Source organism: uncultured Aquabacterium sp. (genome assembly GCF_913773725.1).
Lineage (GTDB): Bacteria > Pseudomonadota > Gammaproteobacteria > Burkholderiales > Burkholderiaceae_C > Aquabacterium.
The window spans coordinates 126,707-147,555 of record NZ_CAJYGK010000160.1 but is presented as its reverse complement, the minus strand read 5'-3'; the positions used below and the strand labels follow the sequence as shown (position 1 = coordinate 147,555).

At 66.9% G+C, this 20,849-nt stretch carries 17 protein-coding genes; 11 read left to right on the top strand and 6 right to left on the bottom strand.

Going from position 1 to position 20,849, the window contains the following annotated elements:
- Positions 1-9: 9 nt before the first annotated feature.
- Positions 10-1,683 (top strand): NAD(P)/FAD-dependent oxidoreductase, encoded by a 1,674-nt coding sequence (locus QZ709_RS20310; RefSeq protein WP_294639357.1) that lies wholly within the window; start codon positions 10-12, stop codon positions 1,681-1,683.
- A gap of 25 nt (positions 1,684-1,708) precedes the next feature.
- Positions 1,709-2,767, top strand: coding sequence for an alpha/beta fold hydrolase (locus QZ709_RS20305; RefSeq protein ID WP_294639356.1), 1,059 nt, complete (start codon positions 1,709-1,711; stop codon positions 2,765-2,767).
- 369 nt (positions 2,768-3,136) lie between these two features.
- Here QZ709_RS20305 and QZ709_RS20300 read toward each other — a convergent pair whose 3' ends face one another.
- Positions 3,137-3,856, bottom strand: coding sequence for a hypothetical protein (locus QZ709_RS20300; RefSeq protein WP_294639355.1), 720 nt, complete (start codon positions 3,854-3,856; stop codon positions 3,137-3,139).
- Positions 3,857-4,170: 314 nt separating this feature from the next.
- On the opposite strand from QZ709_RS20300, the gene QZ709_RS20295 reads away from it, so the two are divergent.
- The 3 genes from QZ709_RS20295 to QZ709_RS20285 all read left to right on the top strand — a co-directional run bounded on the left by QZ709_RS20295 (position 4,171) and on the right by QZ709_RS20285 (position 6,566).
- Positions 4,171-4,698, top strand: coding sequence for a hypothetical protein (locus tag QZ709_RS20295; protein WP_294639354.1), 528 nt, complete (start codon positions 4,171-4,173; stop codon positions 4,696-4,698).
- On the top strand, positions 4,698-5,372 hold the full coding sequence (locus QZ709_RS20290; protein WP_294639353.1) for a hypothetical protein: 675 nt from the start codon (positions 4,698-4,700) through the stop codon (positions 5,370-5,372). Before QZ709_RS20295 ends, QZ709_RS20290 begins: the two co-directional genes overlap by 1 nt.
- 564 nt (positions 5,373-5,936) lie before the next feature.
- Entirely contained in the window at positions 5,937-6,566 is a 630-nt protein-coding gene (locus tag QZ709_RS20285) for an MBL fold metallo-hydrolase (RefSeq protein ID WP_294639352.1), read from the top strand.
- 18 nt (positions 6,567-6,584) lie between these two features.
- Here the strand turns inward: QZ709_RS20285 and QZ709_RS20280 are convergent, their stop codons facing one another.
- On the bottom strand, positions 6,585-7,022 hold the full coding sequence (locus QZ709_RS20280; protein WP_109037870.1) for a DUF2846 domain-containing protein: 438 nt from the start codon (positions 7,020-7,022) through the stop codon (positions 6,585-6,587).
- A 385-nt stretch (positions 7,023-7,407) separates the two neighbouring features.
- On the opposite strand from QZ709_RS20280, the gene QZ709_RS20275 reads away from it, so the two are divergent.
- Positions 7,408-8,952 carry a methyl-accepting chemotaxis protein gene (locus QZ709_RS20275; RefSeq protein ID WP_294639351.1) on the top strand — a complete coding sequence of 515 codons (1,545 nt, stop codon included), beginning with the start codon at positions 7,408-7,410 and terminating at the stop codon, positions 8,950-8,952.
- 3 nt (positions 8,953-8,955) lie between these two features.
- On the opposite strand, the gene QZ709_RS20270 is transcribed toward QZ709_RS20275, so the two are convergent.
- Entirely contained in the window at positions 8,956-9,273 is a 318-nt protein-coding gene (locus tag QZ709_RS20270) for a DUF2917 domain-containing protein (RefSeq protein ID WP_294639350.1), read from the bottom strand.
- A gap of 237 nt (positions 9,274-9,510) precedes the next feature.
- Here QZ709_RS20270 and QZ709_RS20265 point away from each other — a divergent pair, with 237 nt between their 5' ends.
- A complete protein-coding gene (locus tag QZ709_RS20265) occupies positions 9,511-10,953 on the top strand; it encodes a PLP-dependent aminotransferase family protein (protein WP_294639349.1) in 1,443 nt (480 codons plus the stop codon).
- 15 nt (positions 10,954-10,968) lie between these two features.
- Here QZ709_RS20265 and QZ709_RS20260 read toward each other — a convergent pair whose 3' ends face one another.
- The gene (locus QZ709_RS20260) at positions 10,969-11,958 is read right to left on the bottom strand and encodes a M48 family metallopeptidase (RefSeq protein WP_294639348.1); all 990 of its coding nucleotides are present in this window, start codon (positions 11,956-11,958) and stop codon (positions 10,969-10,971) included.
- Positions 11,959-12,062: 104 nt separating this feature from the next.
- The gene (locus QZ709_RS20255) at positions 12,063-13,595 is read right to left on the bottom strand and encodes an MFS transporter (protein WP_294639347.1); all 1,533 of its coding nucleotides are present in this window, start codon (positions 13,593-13,595) and stop codon (positions 12,063-12,065) included.
- Positions 13,596-13,774: 179 nt separating this feature from the next.
- Here QZ709_RS20255 and QZ709_RS20250 point away from each other — a divergent pair, with 179 nt between their 5' ends.
- From QZ709_RS20250 to QZ709_RS20240, 3 genes are all read left to right on the top strand, one after another.
- Positions 13,775-15,580, top strand: a complete 1,806-nt coding sequence (locus QZ709_RS20250) for a methyl-accepting chemotaxis protein (RefSeq protein WP_294639346.1) — start codon at positions 13,775-13,777, stop codon at positions 15,578-15,580.
- Positions 15,581-15,772: 192 nt separating this feature from the next.
- A complete protein-coding gene (locus QZ709_RS20245) occupies positions 15,773-16,648 on the top strand; it encodes an alpha/beta hydrolase (RefSeq protein ID WP_294639345.1) in 876 nt (291 codons plus the stop codon).
- 37 nt (positions 16,649-16,685) lie between these two features.
- Positions 16,686-17,243 carry a YaeQ family protein gene (locus QZ709_RS20240; RefSeq protein WP_294639344.1) on the top strand — a complete coding sequence of 186 codons (558 nt, stop codon included), beginning with the start codon at positions 16,686-16,688 and terminating at the stop codon, positions 17,241-17,243.
- Positions 17,244-17,245: 2 nt separating this feature from the next.
- Here QZ709_RS20240 and QZ709_RS20235 read toward each other — a convergent pair whose 3' ends face one another.
- Positions 17,246-18,931 (bottom strand): long-chain-fatty-acid--CoA ligase, encoded by a 1,686-nt coding sequence (locus tag QZ709_RS20235; protein ID WP_294639343.1) that lies wholly within the window; start codon positions 18,929-18,931, stop codon positions 17,246-17,248.
- Positions 18,932-19,261: 330 nt separating this feature from the next.
- Between QZ709_RS20235 and QZ709_RS20230 the strand changes: the two genes are divergently transcribed.
- Entirely contained in the window at positions 19,262-20,836 is a 1,575-nt protein-coding gene (locus tag QZ709_RS20230) for a methyl-accepting chemotaxis protein (RefSeq protein WP_294639342.1), read from the top strand.
- Positions 20,837-20,849 lie beyond the last annotated feature (13 nt).

Here is a 20,849-nt window from a genome sequence, read left to right as displayed (position 1 = left end):
CCGGTCCACATGAACGTCAAAGGAGACAAGATGGGCACCCTCACTTCGGAAAAGGCCGGGCAAGGCCAGTCGGAATCCGCCGTTGCAAGCTACGACGCGGTCGTCATCGGAGCCGGCGTGGCCGGCCTGTATCAACTGCACCGCCTTCGCGAAATGGGCCTGTCGGTGCGGGCGTATGACACCGCTTCCGGCGTGGGGGGCACGTGGTACTGGAACCGTTACCCCGGCGCGCGCTTCGACTCCCAGGCCGAGATCTACCAGTACTGGTTCTCGGAGGAGCTGTACAAGTCGTGGCAACCGTCGGAGCGGTTTCCGGCACAACCGGAAACGGAGCGCTGGCTCAACCATGTCGCCGACAAGCTCGACTTGAGGAAGGACATCCAGTTCAACACCCGCATCGCTTCGGCCCACTACGATGAAGCAAGCCAACGCTGGCACATCACCACCGACCAGGGCGAGAAGATCGATGCACAGTTCCTGATCGCCTGTTGCGGCATGTTGTCCGCGCCCCTGACGAACCGCTTTCAGGGACAGGCCGACTTCAAAGGGGAGATCTACCACACGGGCCTGTGGCCCAAGACGCCCGTCGACTTCAAGGGCAAGCGTGTGGCGGTGGTGGGCACGGGCGCGACGGGCATCCAGGTCATCCAGACCATCGCGCCCGAGGTGGGTTCGATGAAGGTCTTCGTGCGCACGCCGCAGTACGTGCTCCCGATGAAGAACCCCAAGTACAGCGCCGACGACTGGGCCAAGTGGGGCGCACAGTTCCACCAGCTCAAGAAGCGGGTGCGCGAAACCTTTGCCGGTTTCGATTACGACTTCGAAGCCGGTCCGTGGGCCGACAAGACCCCTGAAGAGCGCACGGCCATTCTGGAGAAGTTCTGGAACGACGGCTCTCTGGCGCTGTGGCTGGCGTCCTTCTCCGAGATGTTCTTCGACGAACAGGTGAGCGAACAAGTGTCGGAATTCGTTCGTGCCAAGTTGCGCGCCCGCCTCCAGCACCGCCCGGATCTGTGCAAGCTGCTGATCCCGACCGACTACGGGTTCGGCACCCACCGCGTGCCGCTGGAAAACAAGTACCTGGAGGTGTACCTCCAGCCCAACGTCGAGGCGGTGGACTGCCGGGAGACCCCGATCGAACGCATCGTGCCCGAAGGCATCCAGACGGCCGACGGCAAGGTGCACGAGGTCGACATCATCGTGCTGGCCGTGGGCTTTGACGCGGGCTCCGGTGCACTCAGCCGCATCGACATCCGCGGCCGCGGTGGCCGCTCGCTGAAGGAGCAGTGGTCACAGGAAATCCGCACCGCCATGGGCCTTCAGGTGCATGGCTACCCCAACCTGTTCACCACGGGCGCGCCGCTCGCCCCCTCTGCCGCGCTGTGCAACATGCCAACCTGCCTGCAGCAGCAGGTGGACTGGATCAGCGACTTCATTGCCCACGTGCGCAGGCAAGGCAAGACCGTCGTCGAAGCGACCAAGGAATTCGAGGATGCCTGGGTACAGCACCACGATGAGACTGCGGCCAAAACGCTCGTGGTCAAGACCGACTCCTGGTACATGGGCTCGAACGTCGAGGGCAAGCCACGTCGCCTGGTGTCGTACATCGGTGGGGCAGGCACCTACCACGCGAAGTGCGATGAACTGGCACGCACGGGCTATCCCGGCTTCGACATTCGCTGAAGCGCCCCCGCACACGGAGACAAGCATGAACACCTACTACACGCAAGAAAACCACGGCCCCTTTCAGCTGATCGACATCGGGCGACTGGAACTCGAAGAGGGCGGCGTGCTGTCGCACTGCGAGTTGGCCGTGGCCACCCATGGCCAGCTCAACGCGGCCAAGGACAACGCCATCCTGGTCCCCACGTGGTACTCGGGCACCAGCAAGATCATGGAGCAGGTCTACATCGGGCCCGGGCGCGCGCTGGACCCAAGCCGGTACTTCATCGTCGTGGTCAACCAGATTGGCAACGGCTTGTCTGTCTCACCGCACAACACCACCGGTGACCAGGGCGGGCCGAACTTTCCGAAGGTGCGCATCGGCGACGATGTGCGTGCCCAGCACCGCCTGTTGACGGAGCACTTCGGCATACGGCGCCTGGCGCTGGTTGTCGGCGGCTCCATGGGCGCCCAGCAGACCTACGAATGGGCCGTGCGCTACCCCGACATGGTGGAACGCGCCGCCCCCATCGCCGGCACGGCCTGCAACACCGAGCACGACTTTCTCTTCGCAGAAACACTGATCGAGGCCATCACCACCGACCCGGGCTTCCAGGAAGGCCGCTATCAATCGCCGGCCGATGTCGCAGCCGGCCTCAAGCGCCATGCCAAGCTCTGGACCGTGATGGGGTGGAGCACCGAGTTCTTTCGGTGTGGACGCCATCGGGTGCTGGGCTTCGAGTCCGTGCAGGCCTTCGTGGACGGCTTCATGACCGGCTACTTCGGCCCCATGGACCCGAACAACCTGCTGTGCATGGCGTGGAAGTGGCAGCGCGGCGACATCAGCCGGCACACCGACGGGTACAAGGCCGCGGCGCTGGGACGCATCCGCGCAAGAACCTGTGTCATGCCCATCGCGACCGACATGTTCTTCCCTCCGTCCGACTGCCAGGCCGAGCAGAAGTTGATCCCGAACAGCGAGTTCAGGCCGATCGACAGCCTGGATGGGCATCTCGCCCTGTTCGGAACGGACGCGCATGCGATCGGCCAGATCGACCTTCATCTGAAGGCGTTGCTGGCGGAGCCGGCTCCTGAACTGGGCTGACACGTTTGCCGCAAACCGCGCGGCTCCTGATTGGCGCGGAGTTGGGCCCCTCTCTGCTGATCACTTAGGGTCCGCAACAGCGGAGGTTGCAGTCGGCCGCGGCTTGGCGCCGAATGACCGCTCACAACCCAGCCCCGTCCTTGCCTGATGAGCTGCCGCTCTGCAGCGGGTGCTTTCGTTGGCCGCCCCCGGGCGTACTCACGCTGTCTGGCACCAAGCAGCCGTAGGGGCTGGCGACTCTCGAATGACGGCCCTACGAGGTACTTCGGCAGTAGAGCTCCCATGAGGCGGATCGCGCCGCGGCGTGGGGAGGGAACTTCTTACGCCGTACGTCTACGAGGTATTGCATCAGCGCTCCATGACTTCTTGCTATGGCTGCTCATCTTCCGTGAGAAGAAGGTCTATCTGCGCCTTGAGTCGTTGCTTGTCTGCTTCGTGAAATACATGAGGAATGAGTAGCCAAGCCCTCCTGCCCCTTGAGAGCCTGACGGGAATACGGTCATGCCCAATCATTTCATCTGGACCGAGGCTTTCCTCCCGTTGGACGGTTGCTGATCGCTGCTGGACTGGGATTGCCGGAGCTGATCGAGCAATTTCGACTGGTTGGACCAGTTCTGGGGCAGGCTCAAACTCTTCTCCTTCAGGTGCACCCGTGGAGGCGCCCTGCAGAGGCTCCTGTTCATAGATCTTCGCGAAGTCGGCAGAGCGGCGAAGAATGCCGACGAGACTCTCTGCCGTCGCAGGCAAGAAATCTCGTTGAATGAGTTCGTACCTCAGATTTCCATCCGATGGCAGTCCCGAGGAATACCTCTCTAGCAGTTCTGCAAACAGCACCGGAGCCGTCAAAAATCGGCGCAAGTATGCGCGGCGCATCTCGTCGCTCGGCGCGTACCTGTAGCTCTCTACGTCCTTCGTGACGCTCAGAAGCCCATTGCTGTTCCGCTCCACCAGACCATAGTAGCGAAGGGATGCCAGCGCCCCTAGCGCCCTCCCATTGTTGGCATCCTTGTACCCCATGTGCTGCGCAACCACATCCGTCGGCGCGGGGTGCAGGCGTTCCTTGTCGTAAACCTTCAGGGCCTTGTCCAAGGCATCGTCTAGGGGGATAGACGGCGCACGCGGACTCTTCTTGCGAACAGCGTCTGGGGCGGGCATACTCTCTCCTATCGTCGAGACTGGAGTATAGTGCAGCTTCTACTCAGCAAGCAACCCACCTTCACAGCTACTCCGGGAGTGTCAACGCGGGACAAGATGCTTCTTGCAAACTTTTTGCCCGGTACAGACCCAAAACCTATAAGAGTTTTCTGATTTCGCGAAAATCGAAAAATTGCGCAGCAGAGTAGCTTTCATGCTTTTTTCTGATTTCGCGAAACGCGAAAAGGCACAACGCCACGGGAACTTTCATGCTCAGGGACACGCAGCTCACACTTAAGCCTTTTGACTTCGTCTTGGCGATAAAAATTGCCGTGAACAAGGACAAAGACTTCCTGATCGCCCAGCTTGCCGAGGAGTTCGGCGTGTCGCTCTCCACTGTTCACGGTGCGTTGAAGCGCGGAGTAGCTGCGCGGCTACTGAGTCGCTCCTCTGGGCCGCTTAGGGCCGTACCGTCCGCTCTTCAGGAATTTGCCATTTCTGGGTTGAAGTACGCATTCCCTGCTGCCGTGGGACGCTCCACTAGAGGCGTCCCCACCGCGATAGGCGCTCCGATTCTGGCCAGGCACTTTGAAGCCACTGACGCTCCAGTGCCTGTTTGGCCCCACCCAGAGGGAAAGGTTTTCGGTTTTGAGCTAGTGCCGCTACATCCGTCAGTGCCGAAGGTCGCGTTGAAGGATGCCGCTCTGTACGAAGTGCTGGCGCTCGTCGATGCCATTCGCGTGGGTACAGCCCGAGAACGAGAGATCGCTGTCAACGAACTTCAAGCGAAGCTCTGATGAATAAAGATCCGAATTTGTCTGTTGTGAGCCTTGTCGCGCATGCACTAGGCGATCTCCGAGAGGAGTTCATGCTCGTTGGAGGGTGCGCAGTGGGTCTCCTGATAACGGACCAAGCAAGACCGCCAGTCCGACCAACCGTCGATGTTGACATGGTGGCCGAGGTGACCTCGATTGCGGACTACTACTCGCTTCGCCCAAAGCTGAACAAGACCGGATTCAAAGAGGACCCGTCCCAAGACCACATGTGCCGTTGGCGGAAGGGTGAACTCATAGTAGACGTGATGCCTACCACTGAGATTCTCGGCCACTCAGTGAACCGCTGGTACGCTGAGGCGGTGAAGGCAGCCCAGGTGCACACGCTGCCCAGCGGTGAAGCAATCAGCGTCATCACTGCGCCCTTCTTCATCGCAACCAAGCTGGAATCCTTCAACAATCGGGGTGGAGGGGACTACATGCACCACGACATGGAGGACATCCTGAATGTTGTGGATGGGCGGGAAGAACTGCTGGCCGAGTGCGCCTCCGCCCCCGCTGAAGTACGCGAGTTCATCCAAAATGAACTCGATGAGTACTTGGCCGACCAGACCTTCGCTGATCAACTGGAGTGGGTATTTCCGGACGGGCGGTCCGAGCTAGTCATTCAGCGTCTTCGGCACCTCGCGGGTCTCTGAGACCTTAAGCTTTTCCTGGATTGCGTTGGGCGTCATTTCCAGGTAAGAGCTGAGGCAGTTCTCTCAACAGTTGAACACAGCCGAGACCCTGGGCTGTACCTGCGTCGAGAGTAGTTGCTGATTCGCTTTGGCTACTCAGGGGCACACCGCTGATCCAAATTCAGCAACACCGCTTGCTGGCATTGACTTGGTGCGACGACCTGGAACATGAACAGGATAGCTGGCGGCCTTCAATGGCAACCGATACTGGTAGCGGCTCTTATGACCGATGGATGACCGGGTTGGGGTGAAGACCAGCCGGCCAGGGGCCAATACGCCCAATGACCGCTTGCTGAGGTCGCCGACACTCATCATTCACCGGCGAATGACTCTGTTCAGCCTTTCGCAATCATTGACGTCAACCGCCCAAGCAGCTGTGAAGGAGTACAGCCCGCGCAAAACAGTCATCCGCGGGCGCCGCGCACACGCCTTCACAATCTGCATTGAACGAGCTCGATAATTGCCCGCACGCTGCTCTTGGCCGTCACGACGAAGTTCCACACTTTGTTATCAGCCCCCTCGCCCATGCTCCACCGCCTCACCCTCCCCGTCACCGCCTTCCAGCAGAACTGCTCCCTGATCTGGTGCAGCGACACGAACGAAGCCGCCCTCATCGACCCGGGTGGCGACATCCCGGTGCTGATGCAGGCCGTTGAATCGCGCGGGCTCAAGCTGGTGGCGCTGTGGCTCACGCACGCCCACATCGACCACGCCGGGGCCACGGGCACGCTGGCGCGCGAACACGATCTCCCGATCGTCGGCCCGCATCCGGGCGACCAGTTCTGGATCGACGGGCTGCCGCAGCAGAGCAGCATGTTCGGCTTTCCGAAGGCCGAGCCCTTTGCGCCCACGCGCTGGCTGCACGAGGGCGACACGGTGCAACTGGGCGGGCACACGCTGCAGGTGCTGCATTGCCCCGGCCACACGCCGGGCCACGTGGTGTTCTACTCGCCGGAACTGAAGCACGCCTTCGTGGGCGACGTGCTGTTTGCCGGCAGCATCGGCCGCACCGACTTTCCGGGCGGCAACCACGCCGAGTTGATCGCAGCCATCAAGGGCAAGCTGCTGCCGCTGGGCGACGACGTGACCTTCACGCCGGGCCATGGCCCCGAGAGCACGCTCGGGGAAGAACGGCGCCACAACCCCTATCTGTGAGCCGTGGCGCCCGCCTGATCACTTCGTGACGGCCAGCTGGCTTTCCATCACGCCGGCCTGGCCTTGCGCATCGCTCACCTGCTGCAGCTTGTTGCGGGCGTACATGACGCCCATCTTCACTTCCTGCCAGATGTAGTACAGCATGCCGGGCTTGGTCTCGAGCTCGAGCACCGAGGTGTTCTCGGCCTCTGACACGATGGTGTGCTTGCCTGGCTCGACCTGCTTGAACAGGTAGGTCTTGGCCTTGGTGGCGCCCACGGGCTGGCCGTCGATGGACACGTCCATCTTCACGGCACCGCCCAGCAGTTCATTGCGGTAGATGTAGATGCCGGACTTGGCCGCGTCGGCCTTGAACGTCTTGGCAGCCTGGTCCTGCGGCGCGTCGGCCATTGGCACCGACGAACAGCCCGCCAGGGCAGACACCACGGCGAGCGACAGGAACAACTTCTTCAACATGGGAGGCCTTTCCGATGAAGGTGAAGCGGCCGAAGGCGGCCCCTGCCCCCCTGACGGTCCGTTTCGTTTTGTAAAGAGATTCAGCGTAGCGATACAACCGGACCTCAGCAAGGGGGACCGCCCCGGTCGGGGGAGACCGCCGGACAGCCGCGTCGCGCCACGTCGACAGACCCTGCGCCTCGCTTTTTCGGTCACCTCTGCGCTCGATGTGACAGCCGGGTGTCGGCGCCGTGAAACCTGGCGCCCCCACCATGCAGCGGTGCACACATCCCGCCCAACTATTTCTGCGCGGGTGCCATTCAGCGTTCCGTGCGAACGCCGATACTACACGGGCGCCACCGCTCCCCGAGCGTCATCGTGGCGCCCCCCCCACGGAGCCCCTCTCATGCAGTACCCCCTCTCCATCCGCGCCCGCCTGATCGCCCTCGGCCTGCTGGCCGTCGGCGCCCTTGTCCTCGTCGGCGGCCTGGGCAGCCTCTCGGTGTCCCAGCTCCGCGACCAGTTCGGCGCCTTCGCCGAACACGAGTTCATCACCCAGGGCCGGCTCACCACGCTGCGCATGGGCATGGGCGACATCCGCCGCTATGAAAAGGACGTGCTGCTCAGCATCGACGAAGTCGACAAGGCGCAGCAGTACCAGGAGAAATGGGCCAAGTCCGTCCGCGCCACGCAGGCGGTGCTGCAGCAGCTGCAGGCCGGCGGCCAGTGCACCGACTGCCCGAAGATCGCCGCCCACCTCAAGGACTACGAGACCGCCGCAGCCGAGGTGATCCAGCGCACCATCAACGGCCAGATCGTCACGGCTCCCGACGCCAACCAACAGATGGCCACGGCCAAGAAGGCCATGTACCAGGCCGAGCCCTTGCTGGACCAGCTGGCCACCCGGGTGCAGAAGGCCGCCGAGGACCGCACCGCCGACGTGCGTGCGCTGGCCACCACCCAGCTGGCCCTGACCGGTGGCCTGGCCCTGCTTGTGCTGGGCGTGCTGGTGCCGGCCCTGTGGGTCACGGTTCGCTCCATCCTTCAGCCGCTCGAGCAGGCCATCGCCATCGCCCACCGCGTGGCAGACGGCGACCTCTCTCAGCGCATTGCGGTGCAGGGCAGCCGCGAGGTGGCGGCCCTGCTGGGGGCACTGTCCAGCATGCAGGCCAGCCTGCGCGCCCTCGTGACCGACGTGCAGCAGGCCGCCGAGGCGATCGACACGGCCAGCGCCGAGGTCGCCCAGGGCAGCCAGGATCTGTCACAGCGCTCCGAACAGGCCGCAGCCGACCTTCAACAGACGGCCTCCGCCGTGGCCCAACTCACCGAAGCCGTCAACGACTCCGAGCGCGCCGCCAGCGAAGTCGCCGGCCTGGCGCGGCAGTCGGCCCAGGCTGCGCACAAGGGCGGCGAGATCGTGTTCAGCGTGGTGACGAGCATGTCGCACATTGCGAAGGGCTCGGACCAGATCGCACAGATCACCGGCGTCATCGATGCCATCGCCTTCCAGACCAACCTGCTGGCCCTCAACGCGGCCGTGGAGGCGGCACGGGCCGGCGAGCAGGGCCGCGGCTTTGCGGTGGTGGCCGCCGAGGTGCGCCAGCTGGCTCAGCGCTCGGCCGAGGCCGCCCGCGAGATCAACAGCCTCGTGCGCAGCGCCACCGAACAGGTGGGCTCCGGCGGGCAGCTGGCCCGCGACGCGGGCGCCGAGATGAAGGCCATCATCGCCACGATCGACCGCGTCTCGACCATGATGAGCGACATGAACCAGCGACTGACGGAGCAGGCTCAAGGGCTGAGCCTGCTCAACCGTTCTGTGGGCGACCTGGACGCCCTGACCCAGCAGAATGCGGCCCTCGTCGAAGAATCGGCTGCCTCGGCCGCTTCGCTGCGCGATCAGGCCAACGGCCTGCTGCGCACCGCCGGGCACTTCCGGGTTCAGTCCGTCTGACGCTCACTCGGCGCGGCCGATGCGAAAGCGCACCGGCCGGGCATCCAGCCCTTCGAGCACGTACGCCGTCCGCGCCCCGGCCACATGCTGCTGCCCGGTGACGAGGACGTGGTCTCGCGGGTCACCAGGGCGGGTCAGCCAGACCCGCCCCGCCAGCACCTGCAGCGCCTGCCCCCGGCTCAGCACCACCGTGCGCGCCTGGCCCGGCTGCAGCGTCCACACAGGGGCGGCCTTCCGTGAAACAGACGGCGCGGCCGTCACGGCGCGCCGCGACAGGGCGGCCAGCAGGCGGGGCAGAACGGGGTGCAGCAAGGCAATCATGGCGGGCTCCACAGCGTGATGTCGGGATGGCTTCATCGTGCGCCGCCACTGCACGGCGGTGCAGATGCAGAGCACGTCCTCCAGAGGCCATACAGCCCGCCGCCGCCCCCGGCTGTGCTGGTCGGCCCACCCGACATCTGTACTGGTTTCTCACCACTTGCTCGGCACTGTGCTGGTTGTCCTGATCGCCATCTGTACTGGTCATGCGGCTGCAAATCCGTACAGAATGGTTTCACCATGCAGCCGCAAGCCGACACCCTGTACCTCAAGATCGCCGACGCGATGGCGCGGCAGATTCGCACCGGCACCCTCCCGCGCGGGGAACGCATCCCTTCGGTGCGCCTGCTCGCCGCGCAGCACGGTGTGTCGCAGTCCACCGTCGTGCAGGCCTATCGCACGCTCGAAGACGCCCGCCTGATCGAGGCCCGGCCGCGCTCGGGCTACTTCGTGGCCGCACGGCCTCCGCAGTTGCCCGAACCGGACACCTCGCGGCCACCGAGGCGCTCGGTGCCGGTGGGCATCAGTGCGCTGGCGGCCAAGATCATGAGCCTGGCCCATGACCCTGACTTTGTCTCCTTCGGCGCCGCCTGCCCCGATGCCTCGCTGTTCGCACAGGAACGGGTGCGCCGGGCCGTGAGCCGCGCCACCCAGCGCCACCGCGCCACGCTGTGCCAGTACCCCATCGGCCCGGGCGACGAGTCCCTGCGTCGGGCCATCGCCCGGCATGCGCTACGCATGGGCTGCCACATCGATGCGTCCGATGTCATCGTGACAGGCAGTTGTCTCGAGGCCATCAGCCTGTGCCTGCGCACCGTCACGAAGCCGGGCGATGTGGTCGCGCTCGAGTCCCCCACCTACTACGGCTTCCTCGAGATCCTTGAGCACCTGGGCCTGCGCGCCCTCGAGATCCCGACCCATCCCCGCACCGGGCTGTCGCTGGACGCGCTGCAGCTGGCGCTCGACACCCAGCCCGTGAAGGCCTTGCTTGCCGTGCCCACGCTGTCCAACCCGATCGGCGCCAGCATGCCGGTGTCCGAACGCAAGCGGCTCGCGCAGATGCTCGCCAAGCACAAGGTGCCCCTGATCGAGGACGTGCTGTACAACGACCTGTGCGAGGACGACGAACGCCGCCGTGCCGTGCAGTCGTTCGACGCCGCCGGCCAGGTGATGCTGTGCGGCTCGTTCAGCAAGACCGTGGCCCCCGGGCTGCGCCTGGGCTGGATCGCCGCGCCCGCATGGACCGACCGCCTGCAGCGCCTGAAGGCCGCCACCAGCGGCAGCGAGACCGTGGTGCTGCAGCGGGCGCTGGCCGACCTGCTGACCCAGCCGGGCATCGAAGCCAGCTACCGGCAGCTGCGCGGCGTGGTCGCCTCCCGCATGGACGAGGCCCGCCGTCTGATCTCGAAGCACTTTCCCCGGGGCACCCGCATGACGGCTCCAGCAGGCGGCTTCATCCTGTGGCTGGAACTGCCGGACAAGATCGACACACTGGCGTTGTTCCAGTCGTGCCTGGACGAGCGCATCTGCATCGCGCCGGGCAGCCTGTTTTCCGCCACCGGGCGCTTCCAGCACTGCCTGCGGCTGGGCTTGGGCGGGCACTGGGGCGAGCCGGAGCGGCGCGCACTGGCCCGCGTCGGGCAGCTGGCCCAGGAACTGGCCAGCGCGCGCGCCGAGGCCTGAACCCGGGCGGCCCGCTCAGTGGGCGTGGTGCGCGTCCGGGTGGGCGTGGCCGGACCAGGCGACCGCCCCGAGGCGCACGTCGCCCCGCCCCCAGAAAGCGAACTGCATGTCGTCCGTGCCCGAGCCCATGCGCAGCGGGGCATCAAACCGGCGCGGCGGGCGCTCGGCCCGGTCGAACAGCGGCATCACCCGAGGCAGGTTGGCCTGGATGTCCTGAATGCGCGACGTGCCCGAGGGGTGCGTCGACAGCCACTGCGGCGGGGCCCCCTTGGATGCGGCCCCCATCTTCTGCCACAGGCTGACCCCGGCACGCGGGTCGTAGCCGGCGCGGGCCGCCAGCTCCATGCCGATCAGGTCGGCCTCGGACTCGTCCTCGCGGCTGAAACGCAAGGTCAGCAGCTGCCCGCCCATGTTGAGCAACGCGTCACCGGCGCTGCCCAGACCGAGCAGGCTGGAGATCAGGTTGGCGCCCATCTTGGTGGCCGCCGTCTTGCCCATGCGCTCACGGGCGTGCTCGCGCAGCGCGTGGGCGATTTCGTGCCCCATGATCATCGCCACCTCGTCGTCCGTCAGCTTCAGCTGCTCGAGGATGCCGGTGTAGAACGCGATCTTGCCCCCCGGCATGCAGAAAGCATTGAGCTCCTTGGACTGCAGCGCGATCACCTGCCACTTCCACTCGCGGGCGCGCTTGTTCCAGTCCAGGCTGTACGGCACCAGCCGCTGCGCGATCGCCCGCAGACGGACCACCTGGGGATGGTCGTCCGGCAGCAGCGCATTCTGCTGCCGGGCCTGGGCCACCATCTGGCCGTACTGTTGCGCCGCGGCGGCCTCGATGTCCTCGGCAGGCACGAAACGGGCGAACGCCGACTGCTTGCCCACGGCCGACCGCACCCCTTCCTGTGGCTGCCCCTGCGCCCATGCCGGAGCGCTGAAGCCCAGGGCGGCGGCCAGGCCGAGCGCGGCCAGCGCGGAGGGGCGGACACGGGAGCGAACAGAGTGGGTCATGGCTGGATGCAGATCGCTGGAAAACATCGCGGAAGAACGGCGGCCCCCATCAGATGGAGGCGCGTCCGGTATTGTCAAGCAGGTGTGCGACCGCGCGCACGACCTTAACGCACGCCGGCCTTTTCCAGCATACGCCGCACCGCCGGCAGCAGCCCATACGCCGGGAAGGACAGCCAGAACGTCAGGAAGAAGAAGGCCGCATAGCCCATCTGCTCCACACCCAGGCCGCCCGCCCAGCCCGCCACCGCGCGCGAGAACGCGAAGATCGAAGACAGGATGGCGTACTCGGTCGTGGCGCGGGCCTTGCTGGTGATGCCCATCAGAAAGGCCATGAAGGCACCGGTGCCCAGGCCGCCGGTGAAGCTCTCCAGCGCGCTGGCCCCGTACACCGCGGCCTGGTGCGCCAGCGGGATCGCCTGCCCGGGCTCGGCATGCGGCACGAACCAGGCGGCCGCGGCATAGCCCAGGTTGGACAGCGCCTGCGCCAGCCCCAGCACCCACAGCCCCTTGAAGATGCCGGCGCGGTCGACATACCAGCCGCCCACCAGCCCCCCGGCGATCGACAGCCCGAGCCCCACGTTGACGCTGACCAGGCCGATCTGTGCGGGCGTGAACCCGGCATCCACCCAGAAGGGCTTGACCATGAAGCCCATGGCCGCGTCACCGAGCTTGAACAACAGGATGAACAGCAGCACGGCCAGCATGCCCGGGCGCGCCAGCAATTCCACCCAGGCGCCGAACACCGGGCCATCGGCCAGTGCCTGGGCCCGTTCACCCCGGGCCGCCGTCACCATCAGGCCCGCCCCGGCGAACATCAGGCCCACCGGCACGGCGCCCTTGAACCACCAGGTGCCGCTGACGGCCTGCACGGCCGACCACTCCAGCGCCTTGGCCACCGGCCCGAGCACCGGCCACAACAGGCCGATGAGAACCAGCGCCAGCGCGGCCAGCCACAGCGGTTGCTCCCGCAACGTGGCCCATTCCCGCGCCGAAGCGCCGGCCTCGCGGGGTGGGCGGGGTGGCTGCGGCGGCGCCATCAGGAGGAGGGCGGCGTTGCCCATCATCAGCACCGCCCCCAGCAGGTAGGCCGCCGACCAGTTGGGCTGCCCCGCCGTGCCGGCCCAGCCCGCCACCACCAGCAGACCGCCCGCGGCCAGCATGCCGACCCGGTAGAAGCCGATGCGCAGGCCGTTGGCCACCCCGAGCTGGTCCTTGCGCAGCAACTCGATGGTGTAGCCGTCGGTGGCGATGTCGTTGGTGGCCGACAGAAAAGTGAAGGCGGCCAGGAGCACCCAGGGCCAGGTCGCCCCCTGCCCGAGCGCGTCGGGCGACGCGGCCAGCGTGCCCAGCACCGCGGCCATCCCCAGGTTGGCGCCGGCAATCCAGACGCGGTGCCCGCGCCAGGCGTCCACCAGCGGGGCCCACAGGAATTTGACGGTCCACGCCAGGCCGAGCAGGCTCAACAACCCGATCTCGGCCGGGCCCACGCCGGCCTGCCTCATGTTGACCGGAAACAGGTCGTAAAAGACACCGAGCGGCAGACCTTCGGAGAAGTACAGCAGCGCCACCCAGAACATCAGGCGGCGGTGAACGGGCGGGGGGGCCGACACGGCCGGCGTGGAAGAGGGGGCTGACATGCGTGGATTGTAGGAACAGGGGCGATCGGACGCGCCCGGGCCGCCCGACGTAGCGGATTACCCGACGTTCGGGGGACTTTTCCTCAATTCGGGTTTCAGTTCGCGCTGGATCATGCCGATAGACCGAACGGGTGAAGCGCCTGCCTTCATGGACAGCTATCGCCCGAGCAGGAGGCACAATGAACTTTCGCACCAAGATCTGGATGCTGCCGGTGAGCGCCGCGGCGGTGTTCCTCGTGGGCGTCGCCGTGAGCGTCGTGGTGGGTGACCGCACTTCGGCGGTCCTGGATCACCTTCACCAGGTGGACAACCCCCACATGAACCACATGGTCACCGTCGACAGGTCGACCGAACAGCTGCGCCTGACGCTGCAGACCGCGGCCGCAGAGGGCGACGCCGAGAAGCTCAAGGAAGCAGAAGCCCTGGTGGGATCCGCCCGCACGGCACTGAGCGCCATGGGACAGCTGCCCGACAAGTCCGGGGTGGCCAAGGAACTGGGCAGCGCCTTCGACGCCTACCAGGCGGCCGCCATCGGGGCCACCCGCGCCCTGTTGACCAACCAGCCGCCGGGCGACATGGTCGGCCAGATGCAGTCCAGCCTGCTGGCCCTGCAGAAGGCCCTGGACAACCGCAAGACCGAAGCCCGTACCGCCATCGATGTGGCCCAGGCCAGCGCCACCAGCGGCGTGAAGACCGCACTGTGGGTGTCGGTGGGCACCGGCATCATCGTCCTGGGTGTGCTGGGCTTCATGTCGGCGGCCATCGTCAATTCCGTGTGGCGTGACCTGGGCGCCGAGCCCAGCGCGCTGCGCGACGCGGTATCCCGCATTGCAGAGGGCGACCTGGATCTGAATCTGCATCAGACCCCGGGCGACAAGGATTCCCTCAACGCCTCGGTCGTCACGATGACGCACCGGCTGCGCGAGACCATCAGCGTGATCCGCCAGGCCACGGACTCGATCACCACCGCGTCGACCGAAATCGCCACAGGCAACCAGGACCTGTCGATGCGCACCGAGCAGACGGCGTCCAACCTGCAGCAGACCGCCAGCTCGATGGAGCAGCTGACCGGCACCGTGCGCCAGAGCGCCGACTCCGCCCGTCAGGCCAACCAGCTGGCATCCGGCGCTGCCACCGCAGCGCAGCAGGGCGAGCACATCGTGTCCCAGGTGGTGGCCAACATGGCCGAGATCGACGGCGCCAGCCGCAAGATCAACGACATCATCACCGTGATCGACGGCATCGCCTTCCAGACCAACATCCTGGCGCTGAATGCCGCGGTGGAGGCAGCCCGTGCAGGTGAACAGGGCCGCGGCTTTGCCGTGGTGGCGGGCGAGGTTCGCACCCTGGCCCAGCGCAGCGCGCAGGCCGCCAAGGAAATCAAGACACTGATCAACGCCTCGAGCGAAAAGGTCGAGTCCGGCTCCCGTCTGGTGAAGGACGCCGGCAGCTCGATGAACGAGATCCTGACCAGCGTGCAACGCGTGTCGGACATCATCGGGGAGATCAGCGCCGCATCCAGCGAGCAGAGCGAAGGCATCGGCCAGGTCAACCAGGCTGTCACGCAGCTTGACCAGATGACGCAGCAGAACGCCGCGCTGGTGGAAGAGTCGGCGGCCGCGGCGGAAAGCCTGAGAGACCAGGCCGGACGACTGGCCCAGGCGGTGGCGGCCTTCAAGCTGAGCGGCGGTGCACGGGGCTTCGGCTCGGCCACCCCGGGCACCACGGCCGCCAGCGTGACGCACACGGTGATCGCCAAAGCCCAGGCTGCGGCGCGCGAACCGGCGGCCGTCAAGCCGGCTCCCACCGAGCCGACGCTGAAGCCGACCGCCACGGCGCCGACCCCAGCCACCCCGGTCAGCAGCCCGGCCCCACTGACGGCTGCCACGCCCCCCGCGCCCAAGCGCAGCGCCCCGCCGCCCGCTGCCGAGCCCGTGGCCGTCGCCGCCCGCCCCCCGGCAGACGACGACTGGGAAACCTTCTGAACACACGGGCCACGACGGCCCGGCCCTCCCCCTTGCAAGCCGACCGAGCCCCCCCGCCGGTCGGCTTGTCTGTTTGCAGGGTGCGCACCACGCCAACACTGACGGCGTCGGTCAAGCCCCGCGCGGCTCCATGCGTTACGCTCGGCTCACCGCGCCTGCGCCCCGACGGGCGCCCCTCGTCGCCACCACACCATGAGCCTTTCTCCACGCTTTCCCGACTCCGTGACGACCCGCGACGGCCTGTCCCTGGCAGCGAGGTCCTGGCCGCTGGCCACCGACCAGCCTGCACGGGGTGTGGCCGTGCTGGTGCACGGCCTGGGTGAGCACGTGGGCCGCTACGCCCATGTGGCCACGGCCCTGAACGCCCAGGGCTGGCATGTCTTCGGCTGCGACCACCGCGGCCATGGTCGCTCGCCCGGCCCGCGTGGCGCCCTGCAGGCCGACGACGACTTCCTGCACGACACCGCCGCCGTGGTGGACGCCGCGCGGGCGGCCTGCCCCGGGCTGCCGCTGCTGATGGTCGGACACAGCCTGGGCGGGGCGATCGCAGCGCGTTTCGTGGCTGCGCAGGTCTCGCCGCCCGAAGGGGCCCGCTGGGCGCGTCCGGTGGAGGCCCTGGTGCTGTCTTCCCCGGCGCTGCAAATCCCGATCAGCGCCGTGCAGAAGGGGCTGCTGGCCACCGTGGGCAAGCTGACGCCCGATGTGGCCGTGGGCAACGGCCTCAAGCCCGAGTGGATCTGCCACAACCCGGCCACCGTGGCCGCCTATCAGGCCGACCCGCTGGTGCACGACCGCGTCACCGGTCGCCTGACCCGCTTCCTGCTCGACGCAGGCGAGACCGTGCTGGCCCGCGCCCCGCAGTGGTCCGTGCCCACGCTCATCACCTGGGGCGGCGAGGACCGCTGCGTCCGCCCCGAAGGCTCGGCGGCCTTTGCCGCAGCGGCCCCCGCTGCGCAGGTCACGGCCGTGCCCTGGCCCCGCCTGTCGCACGAGGTGTTCAACGAGCGCGAGCAGGATCAGGTGCTGGCCGCCGTCACCGGCTGGCTGGACGGCGTTTTTAAGGGATGATGGCGGGTTTCCTCACCGCGACCCAGCCCGAACCGCCATGGCGCTCAAAGCCACCATCTACAAAGCCCAGATCAACCTGGCCGACATGGACCGCCACGTCTACGCCGACATCGGCGTGACGATCGCGCGCCACCCGTCCGAAACCGACGAACGCATGATGGTGCGCGTGCTGGCCCTGGCCCTGGGCTGGCCGGCCGACACGTCCGAAGGCACGATCGAGCTTGCCAAGGACATGTGGGAACCGGACGAACCGGCGCTGTGGCAGAAGAACTTCTCCGACGAGATCCTGCACTGGGTCGAGGTGGGCCAGCCCGACGACAAGCGCCTGATGAAGGCCGCCGGCCGGGCCCGTCGCGTGAGCGTGTGGGCCTTCCAGAACAGCACGCCGATCTGGTGGGACGGCATCGCCAGCAAGCTAACCCGGGCCCAGAACCTGACGGTGTGGCAGTTGCCCGCCGAGCAGAGCCAGGCCCTGGCCGCGCTGGCCCAGCGCAGCATGCAGCTGCAGGTCAGCGTGCAGGACGGCGCGATGTGGGTGAGCGACGGCACCACCTCTGTCGAGGTGACGCCGCAGCGCCTGATGGGGCAGGACTGAGCTCAGCCCATCCGGGGCGGGTCGTCGCGCAGCGCCCGACGCAGGATCTTGCCCACCGGGGTCTTGGGCAGCTCGGCGCGGAACTCGATGAGTTTGGGCCGCTTGTAGCCTGTCAGGTGCTGGGCGCAGTGGGCACGCACCTGCTCCTCGGTCAATGACGGATCGGCCTTGACCACCACCAGGCGCACGGCCTCGCCCGACTGGGCATCCGGCATGCCGACGGCCGCGCACTCGAGCACGCCCTCGAGCGAAGCCACCACGTCCTCTACCTCGTTGGGGTAGACGTTGAAGCCGGACACCAGAATCATGTCCTTCTTGCGGTCGACGATCTTGACGTAGCCGCGCTCGTCCATGGTGGCGATGTCGCCCGTGCGGAAAAAGCCGTCGGCCGTCATCACCTTGGCCGTCTCCTCGGGGCGGTTCCAGTACCCCGCCATCACCTGCGGACCCCGCACGGCCAGCTCGCCGGGGGTGCCCAGCGGCATTTCGCGGCCATCGTCGTCCAGGATCGTGACCTCGGTGGAGGGCAGGGGCAGGCCGATGGTGCCGCTGAACGCGGTGCTCTGGACCGGGTTGCACGTGACCGACGGCGAGGTCTCGGACAGGCCGTAGCCCTCGGCCACCGGGCAGCCGGTCTTGTCCTTCCAGAGCTTGGCCGTGGCGTGCTGCACGGCCATGCCGCCCCCCACGCTCAGCTTCAGGCCGCTCCAGTCCACCTTGCCGAAATCGGGATGGTGGGCCAAGGCGTTGAACAGCGTGTTGACCGCCGGAAAGCTGTGAAAGCGCCACTTCTGCAGCTCCTTCAACGTCGCAGGCAGGTCGCGCGGATTGGGGATCAGGATGTTGAGCGTGCCCATGCGCATGCCCAGCATCATGCAGACCGTGAAGCCGAAGATGTGATACAGCGGCAGGGCACACACCGTGGCCACCTGTTCGCCCGGCGGGATCTGTTTGAGCATGGGGCCATTCCACGCCTCGGACTGCAGCAGGTTGGCGATGATGTTCCGGTGCAGGAGGGTGGCCCCCTTGCTGACCCCCGTGGTCCCGCCGGTGTACTGCAGCACGGCCACATCATCGGGGCCCGGGTCGGCCTGACGGAAGGGCAGGCTGCGCCCCCGCTTGAGGGCCGCCTTGAACGACACCGCCGAAGGCAGGCTGTAGGCCGGCACCAGCTTCTTGACCTTGCGCACCACGTGGTTCACCAGGGCGCCCTTGAACCAGCCCAGCATGTCGCCCATGCTGGCCAGCACGATGTGCTGCACCGGCGTGTCCTTGAGCACCTGCTGCAGCGTGGTGGCGAAGTTCTCGAGGATGACGATGGCCTTGCTGCCCGAATCGCGCAACTGGTGCTGCAGTTCGCGCGGCGTGTACAGCGGGTTGACGTTGACCACCACATAGCCCGCGCGCAGGATGGCCGCCACAGCCACCGGGTACTGGGGAATGTTGGGCAGCATCACCGCCACACGGTCGCCCGGCTGCAAGCCCAGGCTTTGCAGATAGCCCGCCATGGCCCGAGACGCCGTGTCGATGTCCGCGAACTGCCATCGCTGGCCCATGAAGCCGAACGCCGACAGGCGCACATGGCGCTGGAACCCCTCGTCCATCAAGGCCACCAGCGAACGGTAGGCCGACGTGTCCACCTCGTGCGGCACGCCAGGGGGGTAGTGCCTGAGCCAGATCTTGTCCATCTCCGTGTCTCCTGCGGGCTCAGCGGGCCCGCGTTGGTCTGGGCAGATCATTCTTGCCAAGATTGCGCCCCCCATGTTCGGGGGATGGTCCCTATGGCGCAGCACGATCGTTCGGTCGCAGGAACGCCTTTGCGCGTGTCGCCAAAGCGCCCGCATGCCAAAAATTACCGCTTTGCACGCCGACTGTTCGCGGATTCGCCGCGGGAAGCGCCCCCTAGCATTCGACCCACTGCCGCACCTCAAGACGGCAGCAGCCGCCTCGGGCTTTCCCCGCCAGGCGGGCCGGTGAACCCCGGGGCGCCCCTCACCAGACCCTGATTGGTTCACAAGATGTTTTCGTGGTTCAGACAGATCAGCGTGGCCCATCGGCTGCGCGCCCTGGTGCTGGCTTCGGTGCTGAGCGTGCTCGGCGTGGCCTGCACCCTGCTGTGGGTGTCCTACCAGCACCAGCTCGCCGACCGCCAGCGTGCCGTGCAGCACGCCGTGGAAGTAGCCCGGGGCGTGCTGGACTGGGCGCATGAAGGCGAGCGCGTCGGCCGTCTCACGCGCGCCGAAGCCCAGCAACAGGCCCTCGCCGCCCTCGACCGGCTGCGCTACGGCGGAACGGAATACTTCTGGGTGAACGACATGCACCCGCGCGTGGTGCACCACCCGATCAAGCCCGAACTGAACGGGCGTGATGTCAGCGACATGAAGGACCCGAACGGCCTGGCGCTGTTCAAGGCCTTCGTGCAGGTGGTCCGCCAGCAAGGCAGCGGCTTTGTCCACTACCAATGGCCTCGGCCCGGCGAAGTCGACCCCGTGGACAAGGTGTCCTATGTGCAGGGGTTTGCGCCGTGGGGCTGGGTGGTCGGCTCGGGCCTGTACATCAACGACCTGCAACAGGCCTTCCGGCTGCAGATGGCCGAGACGCTGGGAGGCGTCCTCCTGCTGGCCCTCGTACTGGCCGTGCTCGGGGAACGCACCGCCCGGGACCTGGCCCGTGGCGTGCGCGAGGCCGTGGCACGCGCCGAGGCCATTGCCCAGGGTGACATCGTCCAAGGGCAGGCGCCCCATCCCCTGGCCGCGGGCCAGGACGAGATCGCCCACCTGCTGAAGGCCATGCAGACCATGAGCACGGGACTGGATCACACGGTGAGCCAGGTACAGCAGGCGGTCGAGCATGTGGCGCTGGCCAGCGCCCAGATTGCCGCGGGCAACACGGACCTCAGCACGCGCACCGAGCAGGCGGCCGCCCGCCTTCAGCACACGGCAGCATCGATGGAGGCCCTGACCAGCACGGTGCAGCACAACAGCAGCTCATCGGGCACGGCCCAGCATCAGGCTGCCGCGGCCACCGAGCAGGCCGAGCGCGGCGGCGAGGTCGTGGCCGAGGTCGTGACCACGATGGCCGCCATCCACACCAGCGCCCGCAAGGTCAGCGAGATCATCAGCGTGATCGACGGCATCGCCTTCCAGACGAACATCCTCGCCCTGAACGCCGCCGTCGAGGCCGCCCGCGCCGGCGAACAGGGTCGGGGGTTCGCCGTGGTGGCCGGTGAGGTGCGCACGCTGGCACAGCGCAGCGCCCAGGCTGCCCGCGAAATCAAGAGCCTGATCCAGGCCTCGACCGAGCAGGTCGAGAACGGCGCCCGGCTGGTGCACGACGCGGGCGAGCGCATGCACTCGATCGTCGGTTCCGTGGCGACGGTGAACCGGCTGATTCAGGAGATCGCGCAGGCCACCCAGGCGCAGAGCCAGGGCGTGGGCACGGTGCACGAGGCCGTGAGCGAGTTGGACCAGATGACGCAGCAGAACGCGGCACTGGTGGAGGAATCGGCCGCTGCGGCGGGCAGCCTGCACGAGCAGGCCCGCCACCTGGCCGAGGTGGTGGGACGCTTCAGACTCAGTGGTCGCCCTGGCTGAAGCGTTCCGTCAT